The sequence below is a fragment of the Sorangium sp. So ce1014 genome (genome assembly GCF_051521505.1).
Lineage (GTDB): Bacteria > Myxococcota_A > Polyangia > Polyangiales > Polyangiaceae > Sorangium.
This window is the reverse complement of record NZ_CP150356.1, coordinates 6,593,367-6,619,456: the sequence shown is the minus strand read 5'-3', so window position 1 is coordinate 6,619,456 and position 26,090 is coordinate 6,593,367. Positions and strand designations below refer to the sequence as shown.

General features: G+C 71.5%; 21 protein-coding genes. 5 read left to right on the top strand and 16 right to left on the bottom strand.

Features of this window, described 5'->3' with window-relative positions:
- Nucleotides 1-193: 193 nt before the first annotated feature.
- Entirely contained in the window at nucleotides 194-1,156 is a 963-nt protein-coding gene (locus WME75_RS24900) for an AraC family transcriptional regulator (protein WP_437475878.1), read from the bottom strand.
- A gap of 193 nt (nucleotides 1,157-1,349) precedes the next feature.
- Here WME75_RS24900 and WME75_RS24895 point away from each other — a divergent pair, with 193 nt between their 5' ends.
- Entirely contained in the window at nucleotides 1,350-2,084 is a 735-nt protein-coding gene (locus WME75_RS24895) for an SDR family oxidoreductase (RefSeq protein ID WP_437475877.1), read from the top strand.
- Nucleotides 2,085-2,114: 30 nt separating this feature from the next.
- Here WME75_RS24895 and WME75_RS24890 read toward each other — a convergent pair whose 3' ends face one another.
- The 4 genes from WME75_RS24890 to WME75_RS24875 form a co-directional block, all read right to left on the bottom strand.
- Nucleotides 2,115-3,797, bottom strand: coding sequence for a hypothetical protein (locus WME75_RS24890; protein ID WP_437475876.1), 1,683 nt, complete (start codon nucleotides 3,795-3,797; stop codon nucleotides 2,115-2,117).
- 241 nt (nucleotides 3,798-4,038) lie between these two features.
- A complete protein-coding gene (locus WME75_RS24885) occupies nucleotides 4,039-4,632 on the bottom strand; it encodes a hypothetical protein (RefSeq protein WP_437475875.1) in 594 nt (197 codons plus the stop codon).
- 9 nt (nucleotides 4,633-4,641) lie between these two features.
- Entirely contained in the window at nucleotides 4,642-6,777 is a 2,136-nt protein-coding gene (locus tag WME75_RS24880) for a molybdopterin cofactor-binding domain-containing protein (protein ID WP_437475874.1), read from the bottom strand.
- Nucleotides 6,774-7,235, bottom strand: a complete 462-nt coding sequence (locus tag WME75_RS24875) for a (2Fe-2S)-binding protein (protein WP_437475873.1) — start codon at nucleotides 7,233-7,235, stop codon at nucleotides 6,774-6,776. Before WME75_RS24875 ends, WME75_RS24880 begins: the two co-directional genes overlap by 4 nt.
- A 208-nt stretch (nucleotides 7,236-7,443) precedes the next feature.
- Between WME75_RS24875 and WME75_RS24870 the strand changes: the two genes are divergently transcribed.
- Nucleotides 7,444-9,114, top strand: a complete 1,671-nt coding sequence (locus tag WME75_RS24870; protein WP_437475872.1) for an NTP transferase domain-containing protein — start codon at nucleotides 7,444-7,446, stop codon at nucleotides 9,112-9,114.
- A gap of 191 nt (nucleotides 9,115-9,305) precedes the next feature.
- Nucleotides 9,306-10,289 carry an aldo/keto reductase gene (locus tag WME75_RS24865; RefSeq protein WP_437475871.1) on the top strand — a complete coding sequence of 328 codons (984 nt, stop codon included), beginning with the start codon at nucleotides 9,306-9,308 and terminating at the stop codon, nucleotides 10,287-10,289.
- Between the two features lie 148 nt (nucleotides 10,290-10,437).
- Here WME75_RS24865 and WME75_RS24860 read toward each other — a convergent pair whose 3' ends face one another.
- Complete coding sequence (locus tag WME75_RS24860) at nucleotides 10,438-11,181, bottom strand: hypothetical protein (RefSeq protein WP_437475870.1); 744 nt, start codon at nucleotides 11,179-11,181, stop codon at nucleotides 10,438-10,440.
- Nucleotides 11,182-11,356: 175 nt separating this feature from the next.
- On the opposite strand from WME75_RS24860, the gene WME75_RS24855 reads away from it, so the two are divergent.
- Nucleotides 11,357-11,848 carry a hypothetical protein gene (locus WME75_RS24855; protein WP_437475869.1) on the top strand — a complete coding sequence of 164 codons (492 nt, stop codon included), beginning with the start codon at nucleotides 11,357-11,359 and terminating at the stop codon, nucleotides 11,846-11,848.
- A gap of 460 nt (nucleotides 11,849-12,308) precedes the next feature.
- On the opposite strand, the gene WME75_RS24850 is transcribed toward WME75_RS24855, so the two are convergent.
- The 8 genes from WME75_RS24850 to WME75_RS24815 all read right to left on the bottom strand — a co-directional run bounded on the left by WME75_RS24850 (nucleotide 12,309) and on the right by WME75_RS24815 (nucleotide 20,689).
- A complete protein-coding gene (locus tag WME75_RS24850; RefSeq protein WP_437475868.1) occupies nucleotides 12,309-12,437 on the bottom strand; it encodes a hypothetical protein in 129 nt (42 codons plus the stop codon).
- Nucleotides 12,434-13,825 (bottom strand): vWA domain-containing protein, encoded by a 1,392-nt coding sequence (locus WME75_RS24845; RefSeq protein ID WP_437475867.1) that lies wholly within the window; start codon nucleotides 13,823-13,825, stop codon nucleotides 12,434-12,436. Before WME75_RS24845 ends, WME75_RS24850 begins: the two co-directional genes overlap by 4 nt.
- Entirely contained in the window at nucleotides 13,822-15,180 is a 1,359-nt protein-coding gene (locus tag WME75_RS24840; RefSeq protein WP_437475866.1) for an AAA family ATPase, read from the bottom strand. The genes WME75_RS24845 and WME75_RS24840 overlap by 4 nt, the downstream gene beginning before the upstream one ends.
- 178 nt (nucleotides 15,181-15,358) lie before the next feature.
- Nucleotides 15,359-15,946, bottom strand: a complete 588-nt coding sequence (locus tag WME75_RS24835; RefSeq protein WP_437475865.1) for a hypothetical protein — start codon at nucleotides 15,944-15,946, stop codon at nucleotides 15,359-15,361.
- 210 nt (nucleotides 15,947-16,156) lie between these two features.
- Nucleotides 16,157-17,161 (bottom strand): hypothetical protein, encoded by a 1,005-nt coding sequence (locus WME75_RS24830; protein ID WP_437475864.1) that lies wholly within the window; start codon nucleotides 17,159-17,161, stop codon nucleotides 16,157-16,159.
- 136 nt (nucleotides 17,162-17,297) lie between these two features.
- Nucleotides 17,298-18,353 carry a hypothetical protein gene (locus tag WME75_RS24825; RefSeq protein WP_437475863.1) on the bottom strand — a complete coding sequence of 352 codons (1,056 nt, stop codon included), beginning with the start codon at nucleotides 18,351-18,353 and terminating at the stop codon, nucleotides 17,298-17,300.
- A gap of 424 nt (nucleotides 18,354-18,777) precedes the next feature.
- Nucleotides 18,778-19,485 (bottom strand): hypothetical protein, encoded by a 708-nt coding sequence (locus WME75_RS24820; RefSeq protein WP_437475862.1) that lies wholly within the window; start codon nucleotides 19,483-19,485, stop codon nucleotides 18,778-18,780.
- 4 nt (nucleotides 19,486-19,489) lie between these two features.
- On the bottom strand, nucleotides 19,490-20,689 hold the full coding sequence (locus WME75_RS24815) for an epoxide hydrolase family protein (RefSeq protein WP_437475861.1): 1,200 nt from the start codon (nucleotides 20,687-20,689) through the stop codon (nucleotides 19,490-19,492).
- Nucleotides 20,690-21,044: 355 nt separating this feature from the next.
- On the opposite strand from WME75_RS24815, the gene WME75_RS24810 reads away from it, so the two are divergent.
- Nucleotides 21,045-23,225 carry a TonB-dependent receptor plug domain-containing protein gene (locus WME75_RS24810; protein ID WP_437475860.1) on the top strand — a complete coding sequence of 727 codons (2,181 nt, stop codon included), beginning with the start codon at nucleotides 21,045-21,047 and terminating at the stop codon, nucleotides 23,223-23,225.
- A 135-nt stretch (nucleotides 23,226-23,360) separates the two neighbouring features.
- Here WME75_RS24810 and WME75_RS24805 read toward each other — a convergent pair whose 3' ends face one another.
- Nucleotides 23,361-23,993, bottom strand: coding sequence for an NUDIX hydrolase (locus WME75_RS24805; RefSeq protein ID WP_437475859.1), 633 nt, complete (start codon nucleotides 23,991-23,993; stop codon nucleotides 23,361-23,363).
- 262 nt (nucleotides 23,994-24,255) lie between these two features.
- Complete coding sequence (locus WME75_RS24800; RefSeq protein ID WP_437475858.1) at nucleotides 24,256-25,917, bottom strand: carboxylesterase/lipase family protein; 1,662 nt, start codon at nucleotides 25,915-25,917, stop codon at nucleotides 24,256-24,258.
- Nucleotides 25,918-26,090 lie beyond the last annotated feature (173 nt).

The following is a 26,090-nucleotide window of genomic DNA, read 5'->3' as shown; positions in this document are numbered from 1 at the left end:
TGCAAGGGCCAGCCTGTTCTTGCCGGCTTCTGTTCCTGGGACGCTCCCCGGCGGGCCCTCCCTACGCGCGCTTCGATTTTTTTGAGCGGGCGCGGCCCTGGCCTTGGCCGGTCCCCAGGGATCCATGCCACAGCAGCACGGGCTGCCCCGGCGGGTCGCCGCCTGTCCGGTCGTGCCGACGTGCGCCCTGGGGCTAACCGACCAGCGACTTCGAGCCCATCCTGCTCCGGAGCCGCGCGACGTCGCGCGACGGCGGCGCCCCGAACAGCCGGCTGTACTCGCGGCTGAACTGCGACGGGCTCTCGTAGCCGACGCGGTAACCGGCGGTCGCCGCGTCCACGACCTCGCCGAGCATCAGGCGGCGCGCCTCCTGGAGCCGGAGCTGCTTCTGGTACTGTAGCGGGCTCATGGCCGTGACGGCCTTGAACTGATGGTGCAGCGCCGAAGGGCTCATGTGCACCTCGCGCGCGATGGCCTCGATGCGCAGCGGCTGGGTGTAGTTGCTCTTCACGAGGCTGATCGCCTTCGCGATCCGCTGCGCCTGGCTGCCAGCCAGGGCGATCCGCAGGAGCTGTCCTCCCTGCTCGCTCTGCAGCAGGCGATAGAGGATCTCGCGCACGGCGAGCGGGGCCAGGATGGGAATGTCCTGGGGCGCCTCCAGCAGGCGGATGAGCCGCAGCGCCGCGTCCATCAAGGGGAGCTCCGTCCGGCTGACGAACAGGCCGCGCGCCTCGGGCTCACTGCCGGGTGCGGCGCTCGGCCTGGGGAGGCCGGGCTCGGTGAGGAGCGCGCTGACGTCGCTGGGCTGCACGTCGACCGCGAGGCACAGGTAGGGACGCTCCCTCGACGCCACGAGCACCTCGCCGACGAGGGGCAGGTCGACCGTGACGACCAGGTGGCGCCCGGGGCCGTAGATATACACCTCGTCCGCCAGCATCACCTGCTTGCGACCCTGGGCGATGACGCACAGCATCGGCTTGTAGACGGTCGGTATCGGATCGGAGGGCTGCGCGGCGCGGATCAAGCTCACGCCATCCACGACCGTCGCGTGCATGCCGTCCCCGGGGGCGAATCGCTCGATCAGGGCTGCCAGCTCCTCGAGCCGCCGCTCGACCTCACGATCCAGCCTCTCTGCCGCCGGGACGCCTGCATGCATGAGTCCAGGGTACCTCATCGCGCTCGATCCGCCCACCCGGCAGAGGCCCGCGAGGGCGCCGGAGGCTCGCCGTGCAGGATCGGGCAAGAGCCGTCCAGGAACCGACTACCGCGTGCTCGCGGTGAAGCCCTAGGTTCTCCTCGTGACCGGCGCAGTCCCGCGCCGGCGAGCAATCTGTATCAAGGAGTCTCCCATGCCTGGTATCGAGGGTAAGGTCGTTGTGATCACCGGCGCGAGCAGTGGTATCGGCGAGGCCACCGCGCGCCTGCTTGCCCGGCGCGGCGCCCGGGTCGTGATGGGCGCCAGGCGCACGGACAGGCTGGAGAAGCTCGCGTCCGCCATCCGCGCGGAGGGCGGCACCGTGGAGTATCGAGGCCTGGACGTCACGAAGCGAAAGGACATGGCGGATTTCGTGGCGTTCGCGCAGGCGACGTTCGGCCGTGTCGACGTGATCGTCAACAACGCCGGCGTCATGCCGCTCTCGCCCCTCTCGTCGCTGAAGGTCGAGGAGTGGGACCGCATGATCGACGTGAACATCCGCGGCGTCCTGCACGGGATCGCGGCCGGCCTGCCGATCATGAAGGCGCAGGGGCACGGGCAGTTCGTCAATGTCGCGTCGATCGGCGCGCACAGCGTGCTCCCGACGGCCGCGGTCTACTGCGCGACGAAATACGCGGTCTGGGCCATCTCCGACGGTCTCCGGCAGGAGTCCACCGACATCCGGGTGACCGTGATCTCCCCCGGCGTCACCGAGTCCGAGCTGGCCGATACAATCACGGACGACAGCGCGCGACAGGCGGTGAATGAGTGGCGAAAAATCGCGATCCCATCGGATTCCGTCGCCCGCGCGATCGCGTTTGCGATCGAGCAGCCGGAAGACGTCGACGTGAACGAGATCGTCGTTCGCCCGACGGCGAGCCCGATCTGAGCTCGACGGGCCGCTAGGGCACCCGGAGCCTCAGGGCGCGCCACCCCCGCCCGCGCCACCATCGCCCGGTTTTCCACCGCCCGCGCCACCCTCGCCCGGGTCTCCGCCGCCCGCGCCACCCTCGTCCGGGTCTCCGCCGCCCGCGCCACCCTCGCCCGCGCCACCCCCGCCTGCACCGAATCCGCCCGCTCCGGCGCCCAGGCCGCAGTCCTGGGGATAGCCGCAGAAGCCACCGCAATCGACCTGGGGAGGAACGCAGAGCTGCGGCTCGTCACGGTTCCTCTCCAGCTCCACCGGCAGGAACTGGAGCTGCGCCGTGATCCAGGCGTCCAGCAGCTCGTATCGCTCCTCATCGCCCGAGCGGAGCATGCCCTCGTCCGACAGTTGCTCGTAGATGCCCTTCAGGACCGCGTTGGGGTCCAGCGCTGCGAAGTCCTCGATCACGTCCTCGCACGCCGCGATCGTGTCGGCCCAGCAGGCCGGCTCGTTCTGGCATCCGCGGGCCAGCGCGCTCGTGCCGGGCAGAGGGACCTGCGGATACCAGCTCTGCCCCAGGCTGATGTCGACCGAGTACGGCAAGTACTGGAACAGACCATCGTTCCGCTCGACGAGCACGACGTTGTTGCCGTTGTGAAGCGTGTCGTCTCCGGTGGCGAGCACCCACGACAGGCACTGAAAGCGATGGAAAGCCGGCCAGTCGATCCAGCCCGCGAGCGCAGCCTTGAAGCCCTCGCCTTGCGGCGTCTCCGCGATCGCCTCCTCGAGCTCCTTCACGCGGGTGTTGTCGCACGTCTTGAGCTGGCAGCTCCCTGGATCGTCGAAGACGCTGCCCCCGGGCGGCACCACGTCGATCGGGATCCCGCCGCCGCCCCACGGGTCGTTGCCGGCGAAGTCTCCGGCGAACTCCCACATGTTGGCGCAGCCGCCGCCGAGCTTGTCCTCGAGGCGCGAACAGAACGCCTTCTTGTAACGCTCGACCACGACGTAGGGGATGGACACCTCCGCACCCCAGACATTGCTCGAGACCCAGGCGTAGCTGGTCAGGGGGGCCGGGTAATCGAGGCGCGCATAGAGCTCGAGCGTGAGGCGCTCGCGGAAGATGGTCCCGACCTGGCCGTTGTTGAGCCGCAGGTGCTCGACGCCGCCGAGCCGCTGCTGCTCGACGAACTCGTCCGCGTCGATGTTGAGGTTGGGAATCGAGCGCTTCGTCCAGGGCCGCATCGTCGACTGTCCGGCGATCCCCACCTGGACCTTGCCGTAATCGGCCGTTTTGCCCCGGGCGCCGGCCGTCGTCACCCAGAGATGATCCACGAAGGTCGCGTCCTCCCCGGTCGGTGAGTAGATATCCCCGAACTCCGATCGTTTGATGGGGATCCCGCCGCCGGCGAACCCTTCGTTCATGATCTCGAGCTGCTCTTCCGAGACAGCGAACCAGTAGCGGTTGCCGATGGTGCCGAAGACATCGAGCGCAAGCTCGGCCACCTCGGTATCCGCGGTGGGCGCTCCTGGGTACTCCTCCGCGGGCGCACCGCCGGCGCCGCCGGCCCCGCCCTCCCCGGTCGTGTAATAGTAGTTGTAGTAGTTGTCCGGCTCATCCGCGCAGCCCGCCAGGAAGCCGGCAGACGGGATGGCGCACAGCGCGAGCAGCGAGACCGCTCGCGTGCGGGACGACCATGACCGAACAGAAGGAGAAGACGGTAGCCGATTGGACATGAGCGCGACCTTTCCGCGACACGCCCACTGCAAAAGTCGTACCGTCCACAGCAAAAAAATCGCGACCGCCCCGTGTCGCTGCCCTGGAACCCGATCCGCCGGGCAGGTCCGCTGAGATCGTTGGGGAGCTCCTCCTTTTCGCCTGGCGGGGCGGGGCGCGCGGTCGGCGCCCCCTCATGACACGACGATCAGAGGCTGGCACACTGCCCTGTCGCGGAGGGCGGACGACGACGGACGACGATCACCCGCCCGGGCAGGGGGCGCCGGCGCGAGCCCAGGTCTCCCAGGCAGCCACGAACTGGGCGTAAGGCGTCGGGATGGGCGTGCGGCCAGCGCCTGGGTTCCAGCCCCAGGTCACGAGGGGATCCTCGAGGTGGACGCGCAACGCCGCCATGTCCTTGCCGCCGTTGCGCGCCGGATCCTTGATCTGCTCGCAGAGCGCCCCCGGGGCGACGCCGACGAACACCATCGGCATCTCGGGCGGCGGCATGTGCCAGCCCTTCGAGACGCCGGGCGGCACGTGCGGGCCGTAGCTGCCGGGCGGGTTTGTCGGCCCGTGACACGTCGTGCACTCGGCGCCGGCCATGCCGTTGCCCCTGGGACCGCGGAGCACGAACTGGTTGTGAAGGCGGCCGTCGTCGCCCTGCAGCGGTACGTCGCCCGCGGGGTGACAGTTCTGGCAGCGAGGATGCTGGAGGACGCCGCGCACGGTCTCGAACGCAGCGAGGGCGGCGTCGCGGCTGACGGGCGACGACGAGTGGCCCTGCGAGGCCCCGGGCGTCTGTCCCCCGCACGCGGCGAGGAGAAAGGCGAGAACAAGAGACGATCGGATCATGGTCAGCACCTACGCGAGGCGGAACGGGAGGGAGCGCAGCCGCTGCTTGGTCAACGCGAACACCGCGTTCGCCACGGCGGGCGCGATCGGCGCGGTGGCAGGCTCCCCGATGCCGCCCATCTTGGCCTTGCTCGGGATGAGGTGGACGGCGATGCGCGGCATGTCGGCCATCCGGAGCATGGGATAGTCGTGGAAGTTGCTCTCCTGGACCTTCCCCTCGACGATGTTGAGCTTGCCGTAGAGCGCAGCCGTGAGGCCGAAGGCGACGCTGCCCTGGACCTGCGCCTCGATGCCGAGCGGGTTCACCGCGGTGCCGCAATCGACGCTGCAGGTGACCGCGTGGACGCGGATGCGCCCCTGCTCGATCGAGACCTCGGCGACCTCGGCGACGATGGAGCCGAACGACTCGTGCATCGCGAGCCCGCGCGCCCGTCCCGGCGCGGGCGCCGTGCCCCAGCCGGCCTTCTCGGCGGCCACCTTCAGCGCATGGGCGTGTCGCGGCTTGTTCTTGAGCAGCTCGAGCCGGTACGCGAGCGGGTCCTGCCCGGCGGCGTGCGCCAGCTCGTCGACCATGCTCTCCACCGCGAAGGCCGTGTGCGTGTTGCCGACCGAGCGCCACCAGAGCACGGTGACCGGCGTCCTCGGCGAGTGCAGCGACACCCGCAGCGCGGGCGTCCCCTCGATATAGGGCGACTCGGCGATCCCTTCCACCGAGGTGTGGTCGATGCCGTTCTTTACGATGAACGACTCGAGCGGTGTGCCGGCGACGATCGACTGGCCAACGACGCTGTGATCCCACGCCGCCGGCATGCCGCGCCCGTCGACGCCGACCCGGACCCGATGAACGTACGCGGGGCGGTAATAGCCGCCGCGCATGTCGTCCTCGCGCGTCCACACGACCTTGACCGGCACGCCGGCGGCCTTCGCGACGATCACGGCCTCTCCGACGAAATCCGCCACGGGGCTGGCGCGCCGCCCGAAGCCGCCGCCGAGGAACATCGTGTGGATCTGGACCTTCTCGGGCGTCGTGCCGAGGATCTTCGCCGCGGCCATCTGGTCGCCGGTCTGGAACTGCGTGCCCGTCCAGATCTCGCAGCGATCGCCCTCGATCTTGACCGTACAGTTCAGCGGCTCCATCGAGGCGTGCGCGAGGTAGGGCACGTCGTACTCCACCTCGAGCCTCGACTTGGCCGCGGCCAGGGCGCCCTCGACCTCGCCGACCTGGCTGGCGACCGCGCCGGGCGTCCGCGCCAGCGCGCGGAAGTCGGCGAGCAGCTTGGCGCTGTCGGCCCCGCCGCCCTCGGGCTTCGTCCACTCGGCGCGGAGCGCGTCGCGCCCGAGCTTGGCGGCCCAGAAATGCGCGGCGACGACGGCGACGCCGGTCGCGGTGGGGACGACCTTCTCGACGCCGGGCACCTTGAGGGCGTCCGCGGCGTCGAACTTGACGAGCTTGGCGCCGAACGCCGGCGGGCGCAGCACCACGGCGGTGCGCAACCCGGGGAAGTGCACGTCGAGCCCGAACTGCGCCTTGCCCGTGATCTTCTCCGGCGTATCGATGCGGCGCACGAGGGTGCCGATCAGCTTCCAGTCCTTGGGGTCCTTCAGCTTCACCTTCGCCGGCGGGGTCAGCTTCATCGCGTCCTCGGCGAGCTGGCCGAAGGTCAGCTGATCCTTGCCGTGGGTGACGACCCCCTTCGCGGCGACGCACGCCGCGGGCGAGACCTTCCATCGGGCGGCTGCCGCGCGCAGCAGCATGTCCTTGGCCATCGCGCCGACGGTGCGATACCGCTCGAACTCGCCGTTCGTGCTCGACGACCCGCCGGTCATCTGGAACTGCATCACCGGATGGCCGTAAACAGGCGCGGCCGGCGCGTGCTCCGACCGCACCTTCGACCAGTCGCACTCGAGCTCCTCGGCGATCAGCATCGCGAGCCCGGTCCAGATGCCCTGGCCCATCTCGGAGTGCGCGAGCAGCACGGTCACGGACTCGTCCGTTCCGACGCGCACGAACGCGTTCGGCGACACAGGAGGAGGCTGCGCCGCCTTCGGCGCGGCACGGACCCCCTGCGGAACGTAGAAGCTGAGCAGGAGCCCCGCCGCCGAGCCCGCGGTCGCTTGCAAGAAGTCACGCCGGGAGACGGTCACTTGCCACCTCGCTTGAGACGCGAAGCGAGGATCACCGCTTCGCGTACACGCACATACGTCCCGCATCGACACACGTTTCCGGACAGCGCAGCGTCGATGTCGGCGTCGCTCGGATCCGGCTTCTGTTCGAGCAAGGCGACCGCGGTCATGATCTGCCCGGACTGGCAGTACCCGCACTGGACGACGTCGGCCTGCGCCCACGCCTGTTGCACCGCGTGCGACCCGTCGGCCGACAGGCCCTCGATCGTCGTCACCTTGCGCGCCCCGACGCTCGACACCGGCAGGACGCAGGACCGCGCGGGCTTGCCGTCGATGTGGACCGTGCAGGCGCCGCACTGGGCCATGCCACAGCCGTACTTGGTGCCGGTCAACCCCAGCAGATCCCGGAGCACCCAGAGCAGGGGCATCTCCGGAGCGGCATCCACCTCGCGAACAGCGCCGTTGATATCGAGTTTCATGACCGTTCACGCCATACTTTTGCGCTGGTGCGACGTCAAGCGACTGCGCTGGTTCTTATCATTTCTTCAACATCGACCCCCGTCTCGCCGCCGTTTGACGTTGCTTGGTGTCGTGTTGCGGCGCGTGACGCCCGAGGGCGACCCGCGGCGCCCGGTGACGATGAACGCCCTGGCGGGCGCATCGCGAAAGGATAATGATGCCGGGCGCATGAATGAGATCGAGCGGATCGTGCGGGAGGCGGCGGCCCTGGCGACGGATCGTTCCCCGTTTCTGCTCGCGACCGTGGTGCGGGTGTCGGGGTCGTCGTACCGGCGCCCCGGCGCGCGGATGCTTGTGGCCGGCGATCGATGGCTGTCGGGGTGTGTGAGCGGTGGCTGCCTCGAGGGCGACGTGATGCTCCGCGGAGAGCACCGGTGCCGCGATGGCGCCGTGGTGGTCACCTACGACTCGACAACCGAAGACGGGGAGGCGTGGGGTGTGGGGCTCGGCTGCAACGGCGTCGTCGATGTCCTGCTCGAGCACGTCGCGGCGGGAGCGACCCACGACGCGCTCGCGTTCGCCGGCGCCTGCTTCGCCGAGGAGACCACGGGCACGCTGGTCACGGTGATCCGCTCGACGGCCTGCGCGGTCCGGGTCGGCGCGCGCCTCGCCTTCGGTCCGCCGTGCGCGCTCGCGCACCCGGTGGCCGATCCCGCCGCGCGCTCCGCGATCGAGGCCGTGGCGCGGGGGCCGGCCGGGGTCGCGGAGCTCGACGGGCTGGGGATCACCGTGCTCGTCGAGAAGATCGCGCCGTCGCCGCAGCTCTTCGTGCTCGGGGGCGGCCACGACGCGGTGCCCCTCGTCACGCTCGCGAAGTCGGTCGGGTTCCGGGTCACTGTGGCCTCTCCCACCCTCCCCCAGGGCTCCCGGTTCCTCGCTGCGGATCGCGTCCTCTCGACCGGCGGCGCGATGGATCGCCTCGGCGCGCTCATCGACGCGGCGGCCGAGCCGTACGTCGTGATCATGCATCATCAGCGCACGCCGGATCGCGACGCGCTCGCGGTCGCCCTCGCGTCGCGCGCCCGGTACATCGGCGTGCTCGGGCCCGCGCGCCGCACGCGCGATCTCCTCGCCGAGATCGGCCGCCGCCCCGGCGACGATCCGCGGATCCATGCGCCGATCGGGCTCGATCTCGGCGCCGAGACGCCCGAGCAGATCGCGCTCTCGGTCGTGGGCGAGCTCCAGGCCGTCGCGCGCCGGGCGCAGGGGGGAAAGCTCCGCGACCGCGCCCGAGCGCTGCATGCCGGCCTGGCGCTCGTCGTGCTCGCCGCCGGCGGCTCACGTCGTCTCGGCCGCCCCAAGCAGCTCGTCGAGCTCGACGGGGCGCCGCTCGTCCGGCGCGTGGCGACGGCGTGCGTCGAGGCGCGATCCGGACCGGTCGGCGTCGTGCTCGGCGCCCACGCCGGCGTGGTCGCGCGCGCGCTCGGCGATCTGGGCGTCGCGCTCATCGCGAACGATGGCTGGGAAGAGGGCATCGCCTCCTCGATCCGCGCCGCGGTCCGATGGGCGGAGGCCTCGAAGGCCGACGCGCTCCTGATCGCGCTCGCGGATCAGCCGTTGATCACGGTCGAGCACCTCACCGCCTTGCGGAATGCCTGGCTCGCGGGCGCGCCGATCGCCGCGTCGCGGTTCAGCGGCGTCGTGGGCGCGCCGGCGGTGTTCGACCGATCTCGCTGGGACGCCCTCTCGCGCCTCGAAGGGGACCAGGGCGCCGGTCGGCTGCTGCGCGCCGAGGACATCGCGGCGATCGACTGGGCGGGCGGGGCGATCGACGTCGATACGGCCGACGACGTGCGCGCGCTCGGCGGCCGCGCGCCGGCGGATCAACCGAGCTGCTGAGCCAGCCTCTGGACGGACGGAGGACTCGTACGCAGCTCCCGGGCTCGTCCGTGGCTCCGCGATGGGGAAGCGCGTGAGCCACGGAGTCCCTTTGTCCTGCCGCTCCCCTTGACTTCGAGCGCGCTCTCACTCTTACCGTGGCGTGCGTCGAAGCGCCGCGGCCCCTCCCCGCGGCCTCAAGGAGCCCAACCATGCACACGCGCAAGCTCGGTCCTCTCCAGGTCTCCGCCCTCGGTCTCGGCTGCATGGGCATGAGCGATTTCTACGGCCCCCGCGACGAGGCCGAGTCGATCGCCACGATCCATCGCGCGATCGAGCTCGGCGTCACGCTGCTCGACACCGCGGACATGTACGGCCCCTTCACGAACGAGGAGCTCGTCGGTCGGGCCATCGACGGCCGGCGCGATCGGGTCGTCCTCGCGACAAAGTGCGGCATCGTCCGCGACTCGAGCGACGCCACCGTCCGCGGCATCAACGGCACGCCGGAGTACATCCGCGCGGCCTGCGACGCGAGCCTGCGGCGCCTCCGCGCCGACGTCATCGATCTCTACCAGCTGCACCGTGTCGATCCGAAGACGCCCATCGAGGACAGCGTGGGCGCGATGGCGGACCTCGTGAAGGCGGGCAAGGTGCGCGCGATCGGCCTCTCGGAGGCGGGCTCGGCGACGCTCCGGCGCGCCCACGCGGTGCACCCGCTCGCGTCGGTGCAGACCGAGTATTCGCTCTGGACGCGGGATCCCGAGGACGACGTGCTCGCCACGTGCCGCGAGCTCGGCATCGGCTTCCTTGCCTACAGCCCCCTCGGCCGCGGCTTCCTCACGGGGCAGATCAAGCGCTTCGAGGACCTCGCGCCGGACGACTTCCGCCGCTCCTCGCCGCGCTTCCAGGGGGAGAACTTCCAGAAGAACCTCGATCTCGTCGCGAAGGTCGAGGACATCGCGCGGGAGAAGGGCGTGAAGGCGTCGCAGCTCGCGCTCGCGTGGGTGCTCGCGCAGGGGGACTTCATCGTCCCGATCCCCGGCACGAAGCGCCGCAGCTACCTCGAGGAGAACGTCGCCGCGGAGGCGATCGCGCTCACCGAGGCCGATCTGCGGCGCCTCGACGCGGCGGCGCCGAAGGGCGCGGCCGCCGGTCCTCGCTACACGGAGGTCGGCATGCGGCTCGTGAACCAGTGAGCGCCGCGGCCGGAAGACCGCGCCTCGGCGCGCCGGTCTCCGGCACGGCCGGCGCCCCCTCGATGGCGGAGGTCGCTCCGGCTTCGTGAGCCGAGCGCGGGGGCGCCTGCGGTGAGCGGGCGCCCGGCGGGGCTCGCGGGCGCGGCGATCATGCGTCTTCCGGCACCCCGGGCTGCCGGAGGACGCGCAGGGGGCCTTCGGACGAGACGAGGCCGGCGAGCGCCGGATCCGTCATCACCTCGAGGAGGTCGCGCTCCGCGTCGTCGACCGTGCACCGCCGCCGCACGAGCCGGACGACCTGCGAGTAGTCCACGTGATCCAGGTCGTGCGCGAGCCCGAGCGGCTGCCACAGGGGGTGCCGGCCGTGCCGGTGGGCGGCGCCCGGGTCGAACCAGCCGTAGTTGGCGGCGCGGTCGCGCCTGCCGGCGAGGCGGTTGGTGAGCACCCAGTGCTTGCCCACGTTCTCGATGAGCCCGGTGCGCCCCGCGACCCGCTCCTCGACGCGGCGGTGGTGCTCCAGCATGCGGGAGGTGTTCGCCATCGTGGGATCCGGGGCGCCGAAGCACGGCAGGATCCGCACGGTGGCCTGCTCCCAGACGAGATCGCAGAGGCGCGTCGTCAGCATCGCGCACTCGAGCTGATCCGCCATGCGCTGCGTCGTCCTGGCGGACGCGTTGATCCGGACGGAGTCGTGCGTGTCGCCGATGCGGAGCGCGTCGGCGCTCACGAGGAAGGTCGCGCGGTGTTCGCCGTGCTCGCTGTGCACCGGGAGCCAGGAGATGGGCGCCAGGTGGCCGGCCTGCACGGCCTCCAGGAGGGCGTCCTCGCGCGCGGCGCAGGCGCGTTCGGGGAGGCGTGCGACGAAATCGGTGCCTCGCGGGACGTCGGTCATGGCTCCCCCTGGGCGAGCGCGGGCGTCGCTCCGGCCGCGCGGCGCCGTCCGGCCGGCGTGGCGAGGACTGGCCGGCTCGCTCGTTGGATTGTGCGGAGCGCCCGAGATCCGCGCAAGGCCGCGCGGCTCCTGCTCCGCTTTGCGCTGCTCGCTCGACCGCCCTAAGCTCCGCCCCATGTCGCTCCCGGCGAGCCGTCCCTCCCTGCGTCCCTCCGGAGCGTTCCGCGCTTCCCGACTCCTCCTCGTCGCCTGCGCCGCCGTGTTTGCCGCGCAGTCCGCGGGCTGCGGCTCCAGCGCGTCCCAGGGGCCCGACGCGGCCGCCGCCCTCGCGTCGATCGACGCGCGCCTGCGCGGCAGCTTCCGGCTCGTCCGGTTCGAGCCCGAGGTCCCGCTCGAGCCGATGCTCGCGTCGATGCTCGAGTTCCAGTACACGCACCTGATCGTCCGCTTCGACGGGAAGCGCATCCTCGCGGATTCGCCCGGCCTCCACGTCGACCGTGCCTACGAGATCCGCGACCCCGTGTGGGATCGTTTCAAGTTGATCTCCTACGACGAGGCGGGGATTGCCTACGAGGCGCTGTGCGAGTTCTCGGAACAGGGAGAGCTCATCGTGTACGCGCAGACGCCGCCCTGGAAGGGCGTGGCCATGCTCCGGCGGGCGCAGTAGCCCGACGACACGGCCGAAACGAGAGCGCAGCAGAGCAACGAGCCGCGCGGGGGGCGCCAGGATCGGTTCGAAGCCTCGCGCAGCCAGGAGTCGGGGAGCGAAAGCACGGACCCGCGCGCGGCATGTCGCCCCGAGGCCACGAGGACGAGCTCCGTGGCACGGAGCCGCGCGATGGACAGCTGCGCGCCGGTCGCCGTATCCAGCGTATATTGGCGGAGACCCGGAGCCGCGCATGCGGCGATCCGAGACGCCGTGACGACGACCGAGTCGCACCTCGTCGAACTACGCGCCTTCGGAGAGGAAAACGGATCCGGAACACACTTTCGCAACGAGTTGGCGATGAAGCACGTAAGTCGTTGACGTCCCACAGCTCACCCGATGCGCTGGAGATGGCAACCGCGGCTCGAAGCAGCGCTGGCTCCCGCCGGATCAGGTGATCCTGAGCCGGACGCTCCCTGCCTCATCGTCCGCCCGCCGGAGCGGATGCTCGAACATACAGCGTCTGCTTGACCTCGATGTACGCCAGGACGGCCTCGGCGGGCACGCGCTCCCGGATCGCGAGATCGCTGCCCAGACCGCGCAGCGTCACCCCCGCCGCGGCTTCAGGTCCAGCCAGGCCCGCTGCCCCCACGGGCACGCGAACTCCAGCGGCTTCGTCAGGATCCAGAGCACCGGCAGCGGCGGCGGCGCCGGCGGCGTGGGACCCGCGCCGTCCGTGAAATAGATCACGCCGGAGACCCTCCGCGCCGCCAGGAACTCCGGCGCGAACACCGGCCGCAGATCGGTCCCGCCGCGGCCGCCCACGTCGTTGAGCCGGCCGTCGAAGGCGTACACGCGCCCGATCTCCGTGTCGCACTCGGCCACGGTGATGCGCGCCACCGCGCTCATCGCCTGCAGCTGCCGGGCGACCTCCTCCAGCTCGTCGCGCCGCATGCTCATCGACGTGTCGATCGCCACGAGCACCGACGGCTTCGCGATCGCCCGGGGCGCGTACGTCCTGCCAGGCACCTCGCCGATGCGGCCCGGGAAGCGCCGGTTCGGTCGCGCGTACGTGTGCACCGGCGCGCGCTCCCTCGCCACGAACATCCGCAGCGCGGTCTTCCAGTCGAGCGGGGTCGCACGCGGGCCGAGCACGTCCGTGAGCTCCTCGATGAGCCGGCCGGGCGTCTTGCCCGCGAGCGTCAGGCCGGGCAGGTCCGCCGGGTCGCCGTCGCCCGCGAGCGCGCCCGCCTCCTCGGCGGCGCGCAGCAGCAGCTGCCGCGTCTGCTCCACCGCGCCCGGCTCCCGCGACGGGCGGCGCAGCACGCGGTGGTCGTCGACGGCCTCGCCGCCCCGCTGCGGGAGCTTGCCCTCGCGCGCCGCGCTCACGAGCAGCTCGTAGCGCTCCAGCGTGCTCTGGCCGCCGCGCAGGCCGAGCGCGGCGTAGGGCTGCCAGCGGATCGGGTCGGGCAGCGGCTCCTCGATGTACTCGTTGGCCGACATCTCCAGCGCGAGATCCATGAGCTCCGGCTCGTCCGCGCCCGCGAACTTGGGGTGGCAGAGGTGCCCGAGCGCCACGTGGTGCACCTCGTGCAGGAGCACGCCGCGCAGGAACACGGGCTCGCTCATGAACGACTCCACGTTGACGTGGAGGAAGAAGCGGCCCTCGAACAGCGAGACGGCCATGCGCTTGACCGAGGGGTCCGCGACCGGCGCGAGCCGCGCGAGGATCGCCGCATAGCAGGGATACCGCTCCAGGAACCCCGGATCGCGCACGAAGGCGTCGAGCCACGCCGTGAGCTCGTCCTCGGGCACCTCGCGGTGCGCTGTGCTCTCGAGCGCGGGGTTCGCGCGCTCGAGCGCGGGATCGGCGTTCCCCGGCGCCGGTTTCGCGTTTCCGGGAGCGGGATCGGCGTTCCCCCGCGCCGGTTTCGCGTCCCTGAGCGCCGGCGCCTCCGTCCCCGGCGTGGGTTTCTCCGTGTCCTTGTCCCGCCTCATTGCGGCCGGATGGGCGTGACGCCGTGCTTCTTCAGCGCCCCCGCGAGCCGGAGGGCCCAGCGCTCCGGCAGCTGCGCGAGCAGCTGGCCCAGGCACGCCCGCGCGACGTTGCTCCGCCGCACCTCGACGAGCTTCGCCTGCTGGGCGAGGTGCGCCGACAGCGCGGTCACGACGAGCCCCACGCGGTGCTGCCGCAGCGGATCGGCGCGCCACCCCAGCACCTTCTGCTCGGCGGCGCTGCCCGCGTAGTTCTGGAGCAGCTCCTCGGGGCGAATGTCGATGAGCTGCGTCGCCGTCGCGTTGCCGCCGAGCGCGTCCTGGAGGCGCTCGCGGTGGTCGCCGGGCAGGTCGGCGAGCAGCGCCTCGAACGCCGAGAGCGAAAGCTTCCGCTGCGCCGCGAGCACGCCGACCTCCGGCCCCTCGAGCAGCGGCGCGAGCCGCGTCGTCACCTCGTCGAACCGGTCGGTCTCCCCGCGCTCGCGCGCGGCGCGCAGCACCTTGCCCGCGGGCGAGGTCGGCCCGTAGTCGGCGAGCAGCGCGCGCAGATCGAACGGCAGCCGCGTCGACCAGGAGTCCTTCGACGCGAGCAGGAGCTCCACCCAGCTCGGCGGCAGGTACCCGCCGAGCGCGTCGCGCAGGAGCACGCCGTCCGCGAGCTCCTCGGGACGGAGCGCGCCGAGCACCTGCGACGCGTACGTCCACGTGCGCGGCGGGACGTCGTCCAGGATGCGCTCGTGCGCCTGCCCCAGCGCGATCACGCCCGGATGGAGCCCGCTCACCTGCGCCCAGGCGAGCCAGGACGCCCGGTCGGCGCGGACGCTCAGGTTGAGGAACCGCGCCCGGAGCGCGCGGTCGAGCGGGGTCACCTGGTAATCGGCCGACTCGGGGTTCACGGCGGCGAAGCACACCCAGCCCGCGGGCAGCTCGTACTCGTGCAGCCGCCGGGCGCTGAGCAGCTGGAGCGCCGGCTGCTGGATGTACCGCTCCGCCCGGTTGAGCTCCTCGAGCATCAGGATGCCGGCGCCGTCCTGGGGCAGCACCGACGGCGCCGCGTAGGCGGTCCGGTTGTCCCGGATGACCGGCAGGCCCACGAGATCGGGCGGCTCGAGGAGGCTCAGGTCGAGCACGACCGTGGCGATGCCGAGCCGCTCGGCGAGCTGCCGGACGAGCTCGCTCTTGCCGATGCCCGTCGGCCCCTCGAGCAGCACCGAGCGCCGCGCGCGGTACGCGAGATCGAGCACGGCCTCGAGCCGCGGTCCGACAGGGATGGGCGCAGAGCGCCCCTCGAGGAGGCCGGGTGAAGTCGCCGCGGCCGACCTGCCCGGCGCGTTGCCATCGGATCTGGGCTTCGTCACGGGGATAGAGGAGGGGTTTTCGTGCGAGGCGCGAGGAAAGGACCTCCGAGGCCTGGGGCCCAGGAGGCTCGGCCTTCCCGTCCCCGGCGTGCTCTCGGCGCTCGTCCTGCCAGGTGGACCGGAGCTCTAGCAGCCGCTGCGGGGCCTGTCATTCGTCACGCGACGGCCGGCGGCGCCCTCATGCGCCAAGGAGCAGCCCGAGCGTTGTCGCGAGCGCGGCGTCGCTCCACGAGGACAGCCCGCGGGGCAGGAGGACGGTCACGTGGTGAGGCTGGCCTCCGCAGCTGCGTGCGCCCTCGTAGGTGCGTCCCGTCCGTGTGAGCTCGTAGCTGCATCGCCCGATCTGGCCGGTGAGCTGCCGGTCGTCCAGCCGGTAGTCGGAGAGGGCGCCGGCCACGAGGCCGCGCGCGCGGAGCCCTGCCTCCGCCCGGGTCACCGAGAGCTGAAGCGGCATGGCGCCGACGATGCCGGTCGCGCCCTGCCCGGTCGTTGTGACGCTCACGGCCCGGTTGAACGCGATCCCCCGGACCGCCTGCCCGCCGCGCTCGCCGCCCGCCGCGTACACGCCCAGGTTCACGTCCGGCCCGACGACGCGCCCCGGCTCGATGTCGGCGCTCACGAGCTCGCCCCGGGCGGTGAGCAGGATGAACTCGCCCGGCCCCGCTGCGCCGAAGATATCCTCGCGCGCCGGGTGATCGGCGCCCGGCGCCGCCCCGCACGCCGCGGTGAGCGGCAGCGCGAGCGAGAGCACAAGGAGCAGCCTCATCCGCATCGCAGCACCTCCACGCCCGATCGGGCACACCCAACGTGAGGCCGCCGGCGCCGGAACGGTAGACGTCGGTACGACCGGGAACGGTTTCGCTGGATCCGTCCCCGATCGCGCCGGGATTCTCACGAAGACGTCCTGTCGGGAAAGGCTGAACGCCGGCGCCCGCGAGGCGTGCGAGACGTTATGGCGCGACGAGCCCGGAGCCCCTCAGCGCGGCGTCTCGAGCGGGGCGCAGGTCGACACGCCGGCGCCGACGATGCGGAAGCCGATGTTCGTCATGTAGGCCGTGTCGATCGAGCCGTCGGAGGGGCGATAGCGGCTGACGTTGGTGGTCCGCGACGCGGACTGGAACCGATCCGGCGCGGTGTAGAAGTAGAAGTCGCCACCCCAGAAGGTGAACGCCCAGGCGCTCGGGGTCTCGATGCCGGGCAGGTCCGTGGCCTCGATGATCTCGCCGGTCTCCTTGTCGATCTCGGCGAGCTGGACCGGCGAGGTGGTGAAGAAGCCGAAGAGGCGTCCATCGCCCGTGCCGGTGAGCTCCGCCGAGGCGCCGCGCAGCGAGCCGCTGAACTCCCCGACCGGCTTCACCGACGGACCGTCGATCCTCCCGAGCCCGATGCCCGGGGTGCCTGTCGCGCCCGCCACGAACAGCTGCTCCGCGTCCGGACGCGAGAGGTCGCTCGAGAAGCCCATTCCGAGCCGGGACCACCCTTCCGAGAGCGGCGTCTCCGTGGGCTCGCAGCTCGCGTCCTCGGTGCTGACCTTGAACAGCGTCCCGGCGCTGTCGTCGGCCTGCGCGTAGTTGACCCACGCCACCGCGTCGCGATCGACCGCCATCGAGTTTGGATCCATGTCGGTCTGGCAACCCAGAACACCAATCTTCGTGAACTCCTTGCGATCCGGTTTGAAGCTGTAGAGCTCGTTGTCTTGCGAGAGCACATACACGAAGGCCGCCCGCTCGATGCAACGGCTGTCAGCGTCCCCACTCCCGCTGTCCCCGCTGCTCCCGCCGGTCCCGGCGCCGGCGCCGAACGTCTCGCCTTCACCGCCCGCGCCGACCGCGCCGACCGCGCCGTCCTGGCCGCCTTCGCCGCCGTTCTCGCCGGCGCCGCCTGTGGGCTGGCCGCTGTCTGTCGGGGACGTGCCGCTGTCGGAGGCGCTGCAGCTGCTCGCTGCGAGCGCCATCCAGAAGCACCATCGTGCGATTCGCATATCCGCTCTCCCTTCCGCGTGATCGCGTGATTCGCTTCTATAGCGCGCGAAGCGCGCGCCCGGGGGCACGAAGTCGCGTCCTCGAGCCAAAGGGCACCGCGCGCTCTGCGTCGGGCGTGCGGGGCGGGCGAGGTCATCAGTGCACGAAGACGGCCTCGTCGGACTGGCAGCAAAAATACGAAACGCCCGTCGGTATCACTTGCCCCGTGGCGACTCCACCGGTCGGGGCGCATGTGCCCGGCTCGTTCGTGACCCACTGCGCCGCCATGCTCTCGAGCCGCAGGTCCGGCCCTGCGACGCACTTCGGCCCGGCCAGCGTCACCGTCTCGGCGCCGAGGAGCTGGCGGCAGCTGCCGTCCTCGTAGGCCGACACGAGCGCGGAGCACGCGCTGCCCTCGAGCGGATCGCACCCGCACGGCGTGCAGCTGCGCGTGTCGTCGAAGCCCGTGTGGAGCTCTTGCAGCTCGGGGTATTCCTCCGGGCACCTCGGCTCGCCCTGGCGGAGGTGGTGGATGCAGATCGAGAAGCCCTCCGGGCGCGGCACGGGGGAAGCGATGCACATCAGCGAGGGATCTCGGCACGTGTGCTTGTCCGCCGTCCCGGCGCAGCCGCGCGCCCGCACAGCAAAGGGGGCGGGCAGCTCGAGCGGCGCCCCTCCGGGATCGATCGTCGGCGCGCAGGCGTCCACGGTCGGCGCCGGGATGAGCAGCGAGCCGAGCTCGTCCAAGGCCGCTGCGTCGGGCGCGGTGCATGCGCCGTCCCATCCGTCGGGGGCGTCGAACGGCGCGGCCGCCGTCCCGTCGCACGTGGCCGAGGCGCTCCCCCGGAGGCCCGGCGGCAGCTCGCAGGAGGGCTGCGTGCAAAGGCATGTCGAGCAGCTGTGCGCGTCGGCGAAGCCGCCGTAACCGTCGAACACGAGGTCCGGTGTCTCCGCCGGGCACTCCGGCGCAGAGGCCCCATCGGTCGAGTCGCCCCGCCAGAGCAGCATGGGATCGCTGAACCCGAGGTACGGTAGATCCACGCACGCGCCCTCGCACCTGGCGCACGGCTTGTCGCACTCGTAGATCTCCAGGCCCCAGCACGGGTCGTCGCACGAATACATCTGGACGTGGCCGCCGGGCCAGCAGCCCGCGAAGCTCCCGGCTGCAGCGAGCGCGAGCGCGATCAGGATCGGGTACTTCCTTTGTGTCATCGTGGTGGCCCTTTTCTGGCGTGTTTCGGTCCGGCTCTCGGACAGGGGTCACTGCGCCGCGCTGATCTCTCGGCGCCGCCCCCCCACCTCACCTCGTGCTCCTTCACGCCGGTGGGCCCGCGCGACCGGGGCGCGCGGCGCAGCGTCGATTCAGAGCAGGGAGAGCGCGCACACCGAATCCATACTTGGGTCGACCAGGGCAGGAAAGCCCAATCTGCCATGAAGCCTCGAAGCATCGAGAGCATTCCGGTTGGGCTCACGAGATTATCAGTCTATTCGCTGATGATTTTCTGATAATTTTTCTACGGGTCACGGAAGGTGTGTCGCGGCTGGACGGTGGTCAATCGGCTCGGGACGTCGCCGCCCAGAGGACCCACGCGTGCATCGCGAATCGGTCGCGGGCGGAACCCGTCACTGGCGAGCTCTACGATCGGTCGAGCGCATCCACGGCGTCCAGCTGGGGTTTGAGCTGCGCGCGCTCCTCATCGGAGAGCGGCGCCTCGTCGAGCTCGGCGCGCAGGGTGCGCGCCCGCGCCCCCTCGCCCAGGGCGACCGCAAGCTCGATCCGGGCCGCGAGAGCGCGCGCGCGTTCGAGCGGGGCGTCTGCCTCCTTCCGTGCGAGCGCCACGTCGAGGACCTTGGCGGCGGCGTCGTCGTCGTTCTTGAAATCGCGCAGCCGCGCCGCCGTGCGCAGCGCCCGGTCCAGCCTCGAATTCGAGCGCGACCCGGCGGCCCCCTCGTCGTAGTCGTCCGGCGCGTCCCGCTGGATGAAGATGACCGAGTTGCCCGCGACGTCGACCACCGTGAAGCGGCTCTGCCCCTTCTTCATGCGCGAGATCCGGGGAAAGCCGGCGATCGGCACCTTGCCGTACGCCTGCCGCAGGCCCTCGGCGAAGGTCTCATGGAGGCGCTCGACCTCGGGGACGAGCACAAGGCACGTGCTGTACGACTCGCTCGGATCCAGCTTCTTGAGGCCCATGAAGTGCAGGTGGATGTCGCCGCGGCGCGTCGCCGCGTACACGTTCGGCTTCGTCTGCTGGTGAGTGACCTCGAAGCCCAGGGCGCCGTAGAACGCCAGGGTCTCGGGCATCGACACGCACGGCAGCACGGGAATCGTCGTCACCTCGCCCATGAGATCACCCCTCTCGCGCCGGCCCGCGGAAGCGGCGGAAGAAGGCGCGCACGTCGCCGATGAAGAGGTCGGGCTCCTCCATGGCCGCGAAGGTGCCGCCGCGGTCGAACTCCGACCAGTGCACGATGTTCGTGTTGTCGCGGGCGGCGAACCTGCGAATCGGAGCGATGATGTCCCGAGGGAACACGGCGACCCCGGTCGGCAGGGTCGAGGGCTTCACGTCGGCGAGGTCCGCATCGTCGGGCGTGTCCGGGGTCTCCACGAACGAGCGGGACGACGATCCGGCGGTGTTGGTGAGCCAGTACAGCATCACGTTCGTGAGGATGCGATCGCGGTCGATGGCGTCCTCGGGGGTGTCCTTGCAGTCGGTCCACTCCTTGAGCACGCCGACGATCCAGGCGAGCTGGCCGACAGGTGAATCCGAGAGGGCGTAGGCCAGCGTCTGGGGCCGGGTCGACTGGATCTTCTTGTAGCCGTACAGCTCGCGCAGGTAGTACTCGGACGCTTTCAGCCGGGCCTGCTCGACGTCCGTCAGGCCGACAAGCTCCTCGGGATCTCCGGACGGCCACGAGACAAGGCCGTTTGTGTGCACGCCGATCACGTGGTCGGGGTCGACGAGGCCGACCTCGCGGGAGATCCACGTGCCCCAGTCGCCGCCCTGGGCGCCGTAACGCGGGTAGTCGAGCCTTCGCATGAGCTCGGCCCAGGCGCGGGCGATCCGGCGCGCGCCCCATCCGGCCTCGCGGGTCGGCCCGGAGAGGCCATATCCAGGGAGCGAGGGGATGATCAGGTGGAACGCGTCCGCCGGATCGCCGCCATGAGCGCGGGGATCGGCCAGCGGACCGATGACGTCGAGGTACTCGACGACGGAGCTCGGCCAGCCGTGCGTCACGATCAGCGGCAGCGCGCCGGGCTCGCGCGAGCGCACGTGGAGGAAGTGGATCCGCTGGCCGTCGATCGTCGTCGTGAGCTGGGGGTGCTCGTTCAGCCGCGCCTCGTGCCTGCGCCAGTCGTAGGTGGTGCGCCAGTACCCGGCGAGCTCCTTCAAATAACCGAGCGGGACACCGTGCGACCAGCCCACCGAGGGCAGCTCGTCAGGCCAGCGGGCGCGGGCGAGCCGGTCGCGCAAGTCGTCGAGCGCAGCCTGCGGGGTGTCGATGCGGAAAGGCCGGATGTCGCTGTCCACGGGCAAGGGCGAGCTCATACGTACTGTGTAACGTACGTTGTACGGTTCGTCAACCCGGGAGCCTGAGCCGGCTCGCACGTCTCGGCCTCGACCTCGGCGGAGCTGCGGAGCTGCCGAGGTGTCAGGACTGAAAGCCCGGATCTCAGGAACGAAAGATGTAAGGGTCATCCTTAGGGATAACCGCATGAAGTGAGGAGGGCTGAGCCCTGGCCCGTGTCCTGCTAAGTATGCAGGGCAGAGCGCCCGTGACGGCATCCCCCCCCGCCGTCGAATGGGCGCTCTGTTTTTTGTGCTCCTGTCACGGGGCGAGCGCGGAGGGGCGCCGCCTCGCCGATGCGATCGCCGGCGCTGCACACGCGCCCGCCGTGCCTCCGTGGCTTTCGCCGAGCGGCTGGATTTGCTAACTGCGGGGCGCCACGAGGCGGATCTTCCACCTCCCCGGCGGCGTATCGACGACATCCGCGTGAGATCCTCCAGCGCCCTCCTCGCCTTCGCGATCGCCGCCGCCGCCAGCTTCCACGCCGGCGAGGCGCACTCCCAGGCCGCCCCGGCGATCCCCGGCGCGCCCCCGGTCGAGCCGCCAGCGGCCATCGCGCCCCCGGCCGAGCGGCCCGCGGCCACCGCGCCGGCTGACGCGCCCGCCGCGCCCGCCGAGGCAGCCGGCGCGCCGGCTGAGGCGCCCGCCGGGATCGAGGTGACCGTCGAGGGGAGCCGCGCCCCGCCGGGATCCATCTCGCTCTCGAGGCGCGACATCCGCGAGCTGCCGGGCGCGCTCGGCGACCCCTACCGCGCCATCGAGATCCAGCCCGGCGTGACCGGCATCGCGAGCGGCATGCCGTACTACTACATCCGCGGCGCGCCCCCCGGGAACATCGGCTACTTCTTCAACGGCATCCAGGTCCCGCTCCTCTTCCACGTGGGCGCCGGCCCCAGCGTCATCCCGGCCTCCATGGTCCAGCGGGTCGAGATGCACCTCGGCCCGTATCCCGCGGACATCGGGCGGCTCGCCGGCGCGGCGATCGAGGCCGAGAGCGCGCCGCCGTCCGACGTCTGGCGCGGGGAGGGGAGTATCCGGTTCGTCGACCTCGGCGGCGTGGTCGAGGGGCCCATGGACAGGGACACGCACGTCCTCGTGGGCGGCCACTACGCCGCCGGCGCGGCGCTCACCTCGGCGCTCGTGCCGAGCGTCGACGTGGGCTACGCCGACTACCAGGGCCGGATGACCTACCGGCTCGGGCCGGAAGAGCGCTTCACCCTGTTCGCCTTCGGCGCGTACGACTACCTCGCCACCGTCGACGAGGAAGGCGGCGCCGAGACGACAAACGTCCTGCTCGACAGCGACTTCCACCGCCTGGACCTGCGGTACGACCGCGACGACGCCTCCGGCGCGCGCGTCCGGGCGGCCGTCACCCTCGGGCTCGACCAGTCGCGCGGGGTCGGCGTGGAGAGCGCGCAGGCCTGGAAGCTCAACGCGCGGCTCAGCCTGGCCCGGCCCATCCTCGGGGGGCGCGCGCTCCTGCGGGCCGGGGTCGACGCCGCGGTCGACCGCTACAAGGTGATCCCGCGCCCCAGCCCGCCGCCGGACGACGAGCCCGCCGAGGGCGCGGACGACGAGCCCGCCGAGGGGATCGACCAGCTCGACGAGAGCTTCCCCGAGCTCTTCCGCAGCCGGCTCGATCTCGCGCTGGGCGCGTGGGCCGACGCGCTGCTCGTGCTCGACGAGCGCTCGACCGTCACGCCCGGCGTGCGCGTGGACCACTACACCTCGCTCGGCCGGAGCGCCGTCGCCGTGGACCCGAGGATCGTCGGCCGCTTCGGCATCGGCGAGCACGTGCGGCTCATCCCCGCCTTCGGCGTCGCCTCGCAGCTGCCAGGCCTCGCCCCGCTGCCGGCGCTCCAGATCGGCGGCATCCCGGGAGGCCTCCAGCGCAGCCTGCAGTCGAGCTTCGGCGTCGAGGTCAACGTGGGTCCGGTCAATTTTAATACCACGGTATTTCGACAGGTGATCTTCGGCCTGAGCGATCCGATCGGCACCGGGCGCGGCACGAACCTCAGCACGGAGCGCTTCCTGACGCGGAGCCTCGGCGACTCCTACGGCCTGGAGCTCGGCGCGCGCGGGGCGCTGCGGCGCAACATGTTCTTTCTGGCGTCGTACACGCTGTCGCGCTCCACGCGCACGCGCGGCAAGGTGACGATCCCTTCCGCCTACGACCGGACGCACGTCGCGCACGTCGCGCTGCTCTACGACCTCGGCAAGGGCTGGCGCGCCGGGATCCGCCACGTCTTCTACACCGGCTTCCCCGCCGACGAGGCCGCGCCGGGCCGCCCGCCGCGCGAGCACCCGGATCGCATCCATCCGTTCTACCGGCTCGACGCGCGCCTGTCGAAGCGCTGGGCCCTGAGCGCGCGGAGCTACCTCGGCCTCGTGCTCGACGTGCAGAACGCGACCCTCGCGAAGGAGGTGTTCGACGTGAGCTGCGACGACAGCGGGTGCACGCCGCAGACGATCGGGCCCATCACGCAGCCGGGGATCGCGATCGAGGGCGGGTTCTGAGGGGAATGCTCGCGCCCCGAGGGGAGGGGCGAGCGGGAGCCGATGACCCGGTGAACCGGAGCTCGGCCAGCGGCGCGCCTCGTCCGAGCCGGCCCGCGCCGGCGATGGGCCGGGGCGAGCGCCCGGGCCGGCGGCTCACCGGTGGAGCACGTCGAAGAGCTGCTCCAGCATGAGGTAGGTCAGCCCCCAGACGACCCGCTCGTCCACGCGCAGGCACGGGAGCTGGCGGACGTTCCCCTCGTGCGTGTACGCATAGCTCGAGGCGCGCTCGCCGCGCGCGAGCGGGCCGAGCGGCGTCCAGAGCGCCTCGGCCACCTCGTTGCTCAGGGCGAGATCCGGCGTGGAGCGCAGCGCGAAGACGAACGGGGCGATGATCATCCCGACGCGCCGCCCGCGCGCGACCGCGGGGATGTCGGGCAGGCGCGCGAGCAGGGTGCCGTGCGCCGTCAGGTCGATCCCCACCTCCTCGCGCGTCTCGCGGATCGCGGTGGCGAGCAGGCTCTCGTCCGACGGCTCGCGCCGCCCGCCCGGGAGCGCCATGTGCCCCGACCACGGATCGGCCGGGTGCTCGGCCCGGCGGATCAGGAGGAGCTCGGCCTCCCCGGGCTCCCGGCTCCCCGCCCGCTCGAGCGCCGCTCCCGGAGGCCCCGCCGGCGCTTGCAGGATCGCGGCGACCGCGGCCTGACGCTCCTGCGTGACCACGTCGGGCCCGGCCTCGCGCCCTTCGAGGCGGGCCATGATGGCGGCGAGGTCGTAGGAGGAGAGCACGGGGACGAGGATAGCACAATGTCTACAGGTACTTAGCTCTACTGCGGGAAGTCGGGCCGGGAGGGGAACCGCCATGACGCCAAGGGCGCCGAGAAATCAGGGAAATAGGGGGACGGCGGGAGGGGCCCCGCTCGTCCTTGGTGGCCTTGGCGCCATGGCGGTTTTTCTGCTGGTGCAGGGCAACCTTCCGCAGTCGTGCTGGAGCCCGAGCGCGGCCGCAGGGCGGCAGGACATCATGGCCCTGCCCGGGGATCAGACCCCCTCAGGGAGCCGCCGTGGCGAAGGTGTCCCACGCGTCGCAAAGGTCCTTCTTCAGCCCGGCCTCCTGAGAGAGGGACATGGCGAGGACGATGTTCTCGTCCGTCTCCGCATCGTAGTTCGGCCATTCGACGGCGTCTCCGCCGTTCGGGTCCCCGCTCTCCGCGTGGCGCGACCAGTACCCCATGATCGCCTGCGACATCCCGAGCTCGTCCTCGGTCAGCGGCGCTGGCACGAGCTGCCCCGGGTTGCCAAACACGTACCTGATCTCGGCCGAATGGAAGGAGCCGAGATCGCCGAGCAGCGAGCCCTGCGGCGCATGGGTGAAACGGTAAAGATACGTCGCCACGCCGGCGCTGGCGATCGCGCGCGCCGCGCGCCGCGTCGGGCACACGAACATCGCGTCGCCCAGCGCCGCCGTCGCCGCCGCCTGCGCCGAGCCGTAGGTCTCGCTGGGGTAGAGCGCCACCACCGCTTCGCCGTGGCCGGGGGCGAACGTCTCGGCGAACGCCGCGAACTCGGCGTCGTCGGCGACCGTCGCGGTCTCGCCCCAGAGCGCGACGAAGAGCGAGCCCTCGTCGGCGTTGCTGCCGAGGATCGTCGGCACCTTCTCGAAGCTGCCGGCCTCGAGGAGCTTGCCAGGCCAGTCGGGGAGGTTCCAGCCGTCGATGACCGGGAACCAGGTCGGGCCCTCGCCCACGAGGAACTTCTCGCTGGCCACCAGCGCGCCCATGACCTCCTCGGCCGACTTGCCGCGCAGGCACTCGAGGACGGAAGGCGCGTCGGTGCAGCCCAGCGCCTCGACGAGCTGCTGGCCCTGCGCGGTGGCCGTCGCCTCGTCCGTGGCGCTGTCGCACGGCCCGCTCTCGATGATGGCGCGATGGAACAGGCCTTTGCTCGCCGGCGACACCATATGCATGCAGACGCTGATGCCGCCCGCCGACTCGCCGAACAGGGTGACCTTGCCCGGATCGCCGCCGAACGCGCCGATGTTGGCCTTGACCCATTCGAGCGCGGCGCGCTGGTCCTCCAGGCCGTAGGCGCCCGTCGAGGGGTGATCGGGATCCTCCGACTTGAGCTCGGGGAGGGCGAGGAACCCGAGCGGGCCGAGGCGGTAGTTGAGGGTGACCACCACCGCGCCGGTCGTCTCGGAGAGGAGCCGGCCGTCGTAGTCCGCCTCTGCGCCGCTCCCGAGCTCGAAGCCGCCGCCGTGAATCCACACGAGGACAGGCAAGGACGAGGACGCCGGGCGCTCGGGCGTCCAGACGTTCACGGTGAGGCAGTCCTCTCCCGAGCTCGCGTCGAAGCCCGGCGTGAGCAGGCCCATCTGCGCGCAGGGGACGCCCACCTCCACCGCACGCCGCGGCTCGGTCCACGGCTCGTGCGGCGCGGGCGAGCGCCAGCGCAGCTCCCCGACCGGCGGCGCGGCGTACGGGACGCCGAGGAAGGTGCGCGTCGCGCCGACGACCTCGCCCTCCACCGGACCGCTGTCCGTCTCGATGCGCAGGGAAGCCGACTCGCCGCCGCCGGAGCCGCCGCCGCCGCTGCCAGCGCCGCCGGCGCCGCCAGCGCCGCCGGGGCCCCCCGGGGCGGCGTCACTCGAGCCGCAGGCGGCAGCGAGCAGGCCAAGGAGAATGGTGTGCGACAATGAGGATCGAATAGGCATGGTCGTCTCCATCGAGAACAAGTCGAGAATGCAGGTCCGTGAGTCAAGGGAGTAAAGGAGAGCGCAGCGCCGAGCGAGAGCGGTGCATCCGGCAAGTCAACCATGAGGCGCGTGCGGGTAGGTCTGGAATTTTCGGCGGATCGCCCCGGTCGACTCGTCATGTCAACTTCGTG